Source organism: Mesorhizobium sp. M8A.F.Ca.ET.021.01.1.1 (assembly GCF_003998025.1).
GTDB lineage: Bacteria > Pseudomonadota > Alphaproteobacteria > Rhizobiales > Rhizobiaceae > Mesorhizobium.
Window position 1 is genome coordinate 1 of the sequence record NZ_RZSJ01000331.1, and the last position, 6685, is coordinate 6685.

General features: G+C 62.9%; 6 protein-coding genes. All 6 read right to left on the reverse strand.

What is annotated here, in order from left to right; all coding sequences use genetic code 11:
- Positions 1 to 3939: HAMP domain-containing protein (locus tag EOA36_RS22705; protein WP_127279512.1), on the reverse strand; the 3939-nt coding region annotated here is incomplete at its 3' end.
- A 176-nt stretch (positions 3940 to 4115) separates the two neighbouring features.
- Positions 4116 to 4265 (reverse strand): hypothetical protein, encoded by a 150-nt coding sequence (locus EOA36_RS22710; RefSeq protein ID WP_086081318.1) that lies wholly within the window; start codon positions 4263 to 4265, stop codon positions 4116 to 4118.
- 56 nt (positions 4266 to 4321) lie between these two features.
- Complete coding sequence (locus EOA36_RS22715) at positions 4322 to 4606, reverse strand: PRC-barrel domain containing protein (protein ID WP_127279513.1); 285 nt, start codon at positions 4604 to 4606, stop codon at positions 4322 to 4324.
- Between the two features lie 196 nt (positions 4607 to 4802).
- Positions 4803 to 5126, reverse strand: coding sequence for a DUF2934 domain-containing protein (locus EOA36_RS22720; RefSeq protein ID WP_127279514.1), 324 nt, complete (start codon positions 5124 to 5126; stop codon positions 4803 to 4805).
- A 117-nt stretch (positions 5127 to 5243) separates the two neighbouring features.
- Positions 5244 to 5840 carry a BA14K family protein gene (locus EOA36_RS22725; RefSeq protein WP_127279515.1) on the reverse strand — a complete coding sequence of 199 codons (597 nt, stop codon included), beginning with the start codon at positions 5838 to 5840 and terminating at the stop codon, positions 5244 to 5246.
- 102 nt (positions 5841 to 5942) lie between these two features.
- Entirely contained in the window at positions 5943 to 6464 is a 522-nt protein-coding gene (locus EOA36_RS22730) for a DoxX family protein (RefSeq protein ID WP_127279516.1), read from the reverse strand.
- Positions 6465 to 6685 lie beyond the last annotated feature (221 nt).

Here is a 6685-nt window from a genome sequence, read left to right on the forward strand (position 1 = left end):
CTGACGCAGATGGGCGAGCGGCATGTCGTTGAGCTCGATCGAAACCGTGCCGGACTCGATTTTCGAAAGATCCAGTATGTCATTGATGAGGCTGAGCAAATCCGTGCCCGCCGAGTTGATCGTCCGAGCGAACTCGATCTGCTTGTCGTTCAAATTGCCCTGCTGGTTGGTGGCGAGCAGGTTGGACAGGATCAACAGCGAATTCAGCGGGGTCCTCAGTTCGTGGCTCATATTCGCCAGGAATTCGGACTTGTACTTGGACGTCAGCGCCAGCTGTTCCGCCTTTTCCTCGAGCGCCCGTCTGGCCATTTCGATCTCGAGATTCTTGTTCTCGACTTGTTTTTTCTCGTTCTCGAGGAGCTGCGCCTTCTCCTGCAATTCCTCGTTGGTGGCGTGAAGCTCTTCCTGTTTCTTGGTGAGCTCGGTCTGGCGCGACTGCAGTTCGGACGTCAAAAGCTGCGACTGCTTGAGAAGCCCTTCCGTGCGCATGGTCGCGGCGATCGTGTTGAGCACGATACCGACCGACTCCATCAATTGCTCGAGGAACAGGCGATGCGTGTCGCTGAAGCGGCTGAACGAAGCGAGCTCGATAACCGCCTTGACCTCTTCCTCGAACAATGCCGGCAGGACGATAGCGCTGGCCGGCGGTGCTTCGCCAAGGCCCGAGGTGATGCGCAGGAAGCTCGAAGGAACATCGTCGAGCATGATCGCCCGTTTGTCGGCTGCGCTTTGACCGATCAGACCTTCCCGGAAGTCCACACGCTGGCGGATCGCGGCTTTGCCTTCGGCGGCGTATGACGCGGCCAGTTCCAGATAGGATTCTTCCTCGTCGCGATTGGTCACGTAGAAAAGGCCGTACTGCGCGTTCACCAGCGGCGCGAGCTCGGAGATGATCATGCGCGACACCGTGGCCAGATCGCGCTCGCCCTGCAGCATGCGCGAGAACCGCGCGAGGTTGGTTTTCAGCCAATCCTGCTCGGCATTCTTGAGCGTCTGATCCTTCAGGTTGCGGATCATCTCGTTGATGTTGTCCTTGAGCGCCGCGACCTCCCCGGAAGCCTGGACGCTGATGGAACGGGTAAGATCACCCTTGGTGACCGCGGTCGACACCTCGGCGATGGCCCGCACCTGGGTGGTCAGGTTCGCTGCCAGCTGATTGACGTTGTCGGTCAGGTCGCGCCACAGACCGGCGGCGCCCGGCACCCTGGCCTGGCCGCCGAGCTTGCCCTCGATACCGACCTCGCGTGCGACGTTGGTCACCTGATCGGCGAAGGTCGCAAGCGTTTCGATCATGCCGTTGATGGTGTCCGCCAGGGACGCGATCTCGCCCTTGGCATCCACGGCGAGCTTGCGCTTGAGATTTCCTTGTGCCACTGCGGTCACGACATCAGCGATGCCACGCACCTGGTTGGTCAGGTTGGTCGCCATGAGGTTGACGTTGTCGGTCAGGTCCTTCCATGTGCCGGCCACGCCCTCGACCTGTGCCTGGCCGCCGAGCTTGCCCTCGGTGCCGACCTCGCGCGCCACACGCGTCACCTCGCCGGCAAAGGAGTTGAGCTGGTCGACCATGGTGTTGATGGTGGACTTCAGCTCCAGGATCTCGCCCTTGACGTCGACGGTGATCTTCTTCGACAGATCGCCTCGCGCCACCGCGGTCGTCACATCGGCGATGTTGCGGACCTGGCCGGTAAGATTCTCGGCCATCGAATTGACGTTGTCGGTCAGGTCTTTCCAGGTGCCTGCGACACCGCGCACCTGTGCCTGGCCGCCAAGCTTCCCTTCGGTACCGACTTCGCGCGCGACACGCGTCACTTCCGAGGCGAACGAGTTGAGCTGATCCACCATCGTGTTGATGGTGTCCTTGAGTTCGAGAATTTCGCCGCGAACGTCGACCGTGATCTTCTTCGACAGGTCGCCCAGCGCAACGGCGGTCGTCACTTCCGCAATGTTGCGGACCTGGCCCGTCAGGTTGGCGGCCATGGCGTTGACATTGTCCGTCAGGTCCTTCCACGTGCCGGCGCCACCGCGTACCTGTGCCTGGCCGCCAAGCTTGCCGTCCGACCCCACTTCGCGGGCGACGCGCGTCACCTCGGATGCGAAGGAGTTCAGCTGGTCCACCATCGTGTTGATGACATCCTTGATCTGCAGAATCTCTCCCAATGCATCGACGGTGATTTTCTGGGTGAGATCGCCGGTGGCGATCGCGGTCGCGACCTTGGAGACATCGCGCAACTGGACGGTCAGGTTGCCGGCCATGGCATTGACGTTGTCGGTCAGGTCCTTCCAGGTGCCGCCGACCCCCTCGACATGGGCCTGACCGCCGAGTTTCCCCTCGGAGCCCACTTCGCGGGCGACGCGCGTGACTTCGGAGGCGAATGAGTTGAGCTGGTCCACCATCGTGTTGACGGTGTTCTTGAGCTCCAGGATTTCGCCCTTCACGTCGACTGTGATCTTCTTGGAAAGATCCCCGCGCGCAACGGCCGTCGTCACATCGGCAATGTTGCGCACTTGCCCGGTGAGATTGGCCGCCATCAGATTGACGTTGTCGGTCAGGTCCTTCCAGGTGCCTCCGACCCCTCGCACTTCTGCCTGGCCGCCCAGCTTTCCCTCGGTGCCGACTTCGCGCGCGACACGCGTCACCTCCGAGGCGAAGGAATTCAGCTGATCCACCATCGTGTTGATGGTGTTCTTGAGTTCCAGGATCTCGCCCTTCACGTCGACCGTGATCTTCTTCGACAGATCGCCCAGAGCCACCGCGGTGGTCACTTCGGCGATGTTGCGCACCTGGCCGGTCAGGTTGGCCGCCATTGAATTGACGTTGTCGGTCAAATCTTTCCAGGTTCCAGCGACACCCCGCACCTGCGCCTGGCCGCCGAGCTTTCCCTCCGTCCCGACCTCGCGCGCAACGCGCGTCACCTCGCCGGCAAAGGAGTTGAGCTGGTCGACCATCGTATTGATGGTGGACTTCAGCTCCAAAATCTCGCCCTTCACGTCGACGGTGATCTTCTTCGACAGGTCGCCGAGCGCCACCGCGGTCGTCACATCGGCGATATTGCGGACCTGGCCGGTCAAGTTGGCGGCCATCAGGTTCACGCTGTCCGTCAGGTCCTTCCAGGTGCCACCCACGCCCTCGACGCGGGCTTGGCCGCCGAGTTTCCCCTCGGTGCCGACTTCGCGCGCGACGCGCGTCACCTCGCCGGCAAACGAGTTGAGCTGGTCGACCATGGTGTTGATGGTCGACTTCAGCTCCAGGATCTCGCCCTTCACGTCGACGGTGATCTTCTTTGACAAGTCACCCGACGCGACGGCCGTAGTCACCTCCGCGATGTTGCGCACCTGGCTCGTCAGATTGGTCGCCATCGCGTTCACATTGTCGGTCAGATCCTTCCAGGTGCCTGCCACACCCTTGACCCGCGCCTGTCCACCAAGTTTGCCCTCGGTGCCGACCTCGCGCGCCACTCGTGTCACCTCCGAAGTGAACGAGGCGAGTTGCTCGACCATTGTGTTGACGATTTTGCCGATCCGCAGGAATTCGCCGCGCAGCGGCCTCCCGTCGATCTCCACCATCATGGTCTGGGACAGATCGCCCTTGGCGACGGCGCCGATGACCCGGGCAACCTCGGCGGTCGGCTGCACCATGTCCTCGATCAGGTCGTTGACCGACCGAACACTGGATTCCCAGCTGCCTTTGGCGTTCCTGACATGGCCCCGCTCGCTGATGCGCCCATCTTTGCCGACCACCCGGCTGAGCCGCGCGAATTCACGCGTCACCTGGTCATTGAGTTCGACAATTTGGTTGAACGTATCTGCGATTTCGCCACTCAGCCCGTCATAGACGTTTTCGATGCGGACGGAAAAATCTCCGTTTCGAAATGCCTTGAGAGCGCTGAGTATTTGCCGAGAATCCAGATGTTCCTTTGGTAACCGAGATACGCCCAAAAACCCCTCCCCACGCGGACCCCATGGCCAGACCAAGCCGAAAGCCCAAACGCGCGGATGCTTATTTTGTTCCACACGAGTTTCACGTCGCTTGGCGGCGTCGCAACGCTTTGGCCATAGCGCTTCTTGTCCACCGCCAATTGCAGCAACGAGACCGAGGCACGCCTCAGCATCCCTCAATGCCGCTTGAAATACTGCACCTCCTTCTCATGCTTCTCCGCCGCCTCGCGCGTATCAAACGTCCCCAAATTCCGCCGCTTCCCCGTCTTGTCGTCCTTCTTCCTCGAATAAAGCCGGTATTTTCCGTCTTTCAGCTTCCTGATCATCGGTCTCTCCCTTGGAAAAGACGAAGGGCCCGGATGATGCCGAGCCCTTCTCATTGTCAGTCGCGGTGTTCGGGCATTTGTTTCAGCTGGTCCTTGGTCCAACTGGTCACGGCGTGGATGTCGCCGTCCTCGTCGCGCATGAAATCGAGTTCGTTGGCCAGCACGGCCACGGGCTTGGCGCCGATGCCGAGGAAGCCGCCGACATCGATGACGACCTGGCTGCCGTGCAGATGGTCGACCGAGCCGATCTTCTCGTCGCCGGGACCGTAGATGGTGGCGCCTTCGAGCGCATCGGGGGTCAGTTCGGCATTGGTCAGCCTGATGTGGTGGGTGTGGTCCATGGCCTGCATCTCCTGTTGGGGTGGGCAGAAGGAACCTGCGAGACAGCCAAGGGTTCCGACATTGCCGTTGATGACGGGGCAGATGACGGAGGATAGCGCCCTACGGCTTCGCCCGGGTCATGGTTTCGCGCCGCCGGCTCGATGAATCATCTTCTCATCGAACCGCGCCAACGCATTGTTTCGAAAGGCCTTGCGTTCAGCGCCCGTGCTTCGCCTTGAGGCCGCGCGCGGCCTGCTCGATCGCGGCGCGATCGGTGCCGAGCCTGTCGATCAGCGCCTGCGCCTCGTCGCCCGATATGCCGGTACGGGCCGCCAGCGCTTCGACCTGCAGCACGTCCGTGCTGGCGATCTCGCCGGTTTCCGGAAGCGCATCGTCGGCCGTCAGCGGCAGGGCGGCTTCCCTGTCGATCTCCATCTCAGCCTGGTGCCAGTGCCGGTCATGGTCGCCATGGCCGCCGCCTTCGCGCTGCCAGATCTCGTAGGCGCGGTCGCGGATCTTGTCGTCGCGGTCGTCGTTCATGTCAGTTCTCCCTTGTGTGGGGGATGAACGCCGCGCCGGTGCGAACGATCCAAAAAATTTGCGTGATCGTCGGGATCACAAGCCGCGCCCTTCAGCCATGTTTACCCGGCACCGGCGCTACTCGCACTGGCGCCTGGGTCCGCCGGAATAGGGCTGGTAGCTGTTGTCGTCGGGCCGGTAGGAGCGATAGCGACTGAAGCAGGAATCGACATGGTCGGCGGAAAGCCCCGTCGTGACGGCCGAAGCGACGTCGCCCGCGACATAGCTGACTTCGGCCGTAGGCTGCGCGCTCTGGTCGGCGCCGGCGTCGAGATAGGGTGAGACGCAGGGGCGCAGCCGCCCGCTATAAGACATGTAGGTGTTGTCGTCGGGATGGTAGGAGCGGTAATGGCTGGCGCACCATTTGACGTGGGATCCCGGCAGTTCGGCCGCTTCAGCCGAAGGCGCGATCGAGCCGGTCGCGGTCGGGTCGGGTGCCTGCTCCCTGGCGGCGATGTCGGGCGCCGCGGGCTGGTCGGCCGGCAGGCGTTCGAGGTTCTGCGACGTCTTGTTCACCGGCCGCGCGTCCCTGGTCCACAGCTCCGCGACGCTGACGGTTCGCCTTGCCTCATGCGGAGACTTGGCGGCGAGCAGCCAGGCGGCAAAGCCCAGCCCGCTGCCGAAGACCGCAAGGGTCAGAACAAAGCCGCCCACCAGTGCCAAAATCGCTTTCACGTCACGCTCCTTGAGCCCCTGCTTATAGAATGCGGAGCATCAAGGCTGGTTCCAGCACAGCACGTGCGAGCGTGTGTGGGCGCGCGCGGGCTCGGTTCCTGCTCAAACCGGCAGCCGCACCTCCACGGAAAACTGGTTCTCGACCGCCAGCAGCGCCGCCACCATCTCCTTGTCGCGCTGGCGCTGCCTGAGATAGCCGGCCAACAACCAGTCCAGCGAGAACCTGCCGGCGCCGGCGGCGGCCAGCACGAACATGCCGCCTGATATGGCCAGATCCTTTTCGAAATGCAGCAATTCGTTCTGGCTGGCGAAATTGGTGTGGAACAGCATGGCCGTGGCCAGGCAAAACAGGCCGAGCCCGATGGCGCCAAGCCGCGTCAGCAGGCCTGTCGCGACGGAAAGCCCCGCCCCCAATTGCAGCGCCATGGTGGCGATGAACAGCGGCAGGCCGACGCCAAGGGCCGCCATGGCCTTGGCGGCGCCCTCGAAATGGGTGGCGAGCGTGGCGCCCTCATGCAGGAAGATGAGGGACAAAAGCAGGCGGCCGGCAAGCAGCGCCGCGTCCCGCAGGTACAGCCTGGCGGCGAGGCCGGTGAGCTTGGCGGCGCGTTCGTTCAGGGTCATGGTCAGGCTCCAATGTCTTGACACCGTGCAGGCGCCGTCCGGCGCGTGGGGATCGCGCGCGAAAGTGTGAGGCTCGAAAGGGCCGGAGCCGGCTCGAGGGAGAGGCGCCGGCTCCGGCAATGGGCGCCAGCCACGAGCGCCCGAACTTTGGTGGGTTGGGGGATGGGTTAGCGCCAAGGCCCCCTCTCCGTCTCGGCTTCGCCGAGCCACCACTCCCCCAC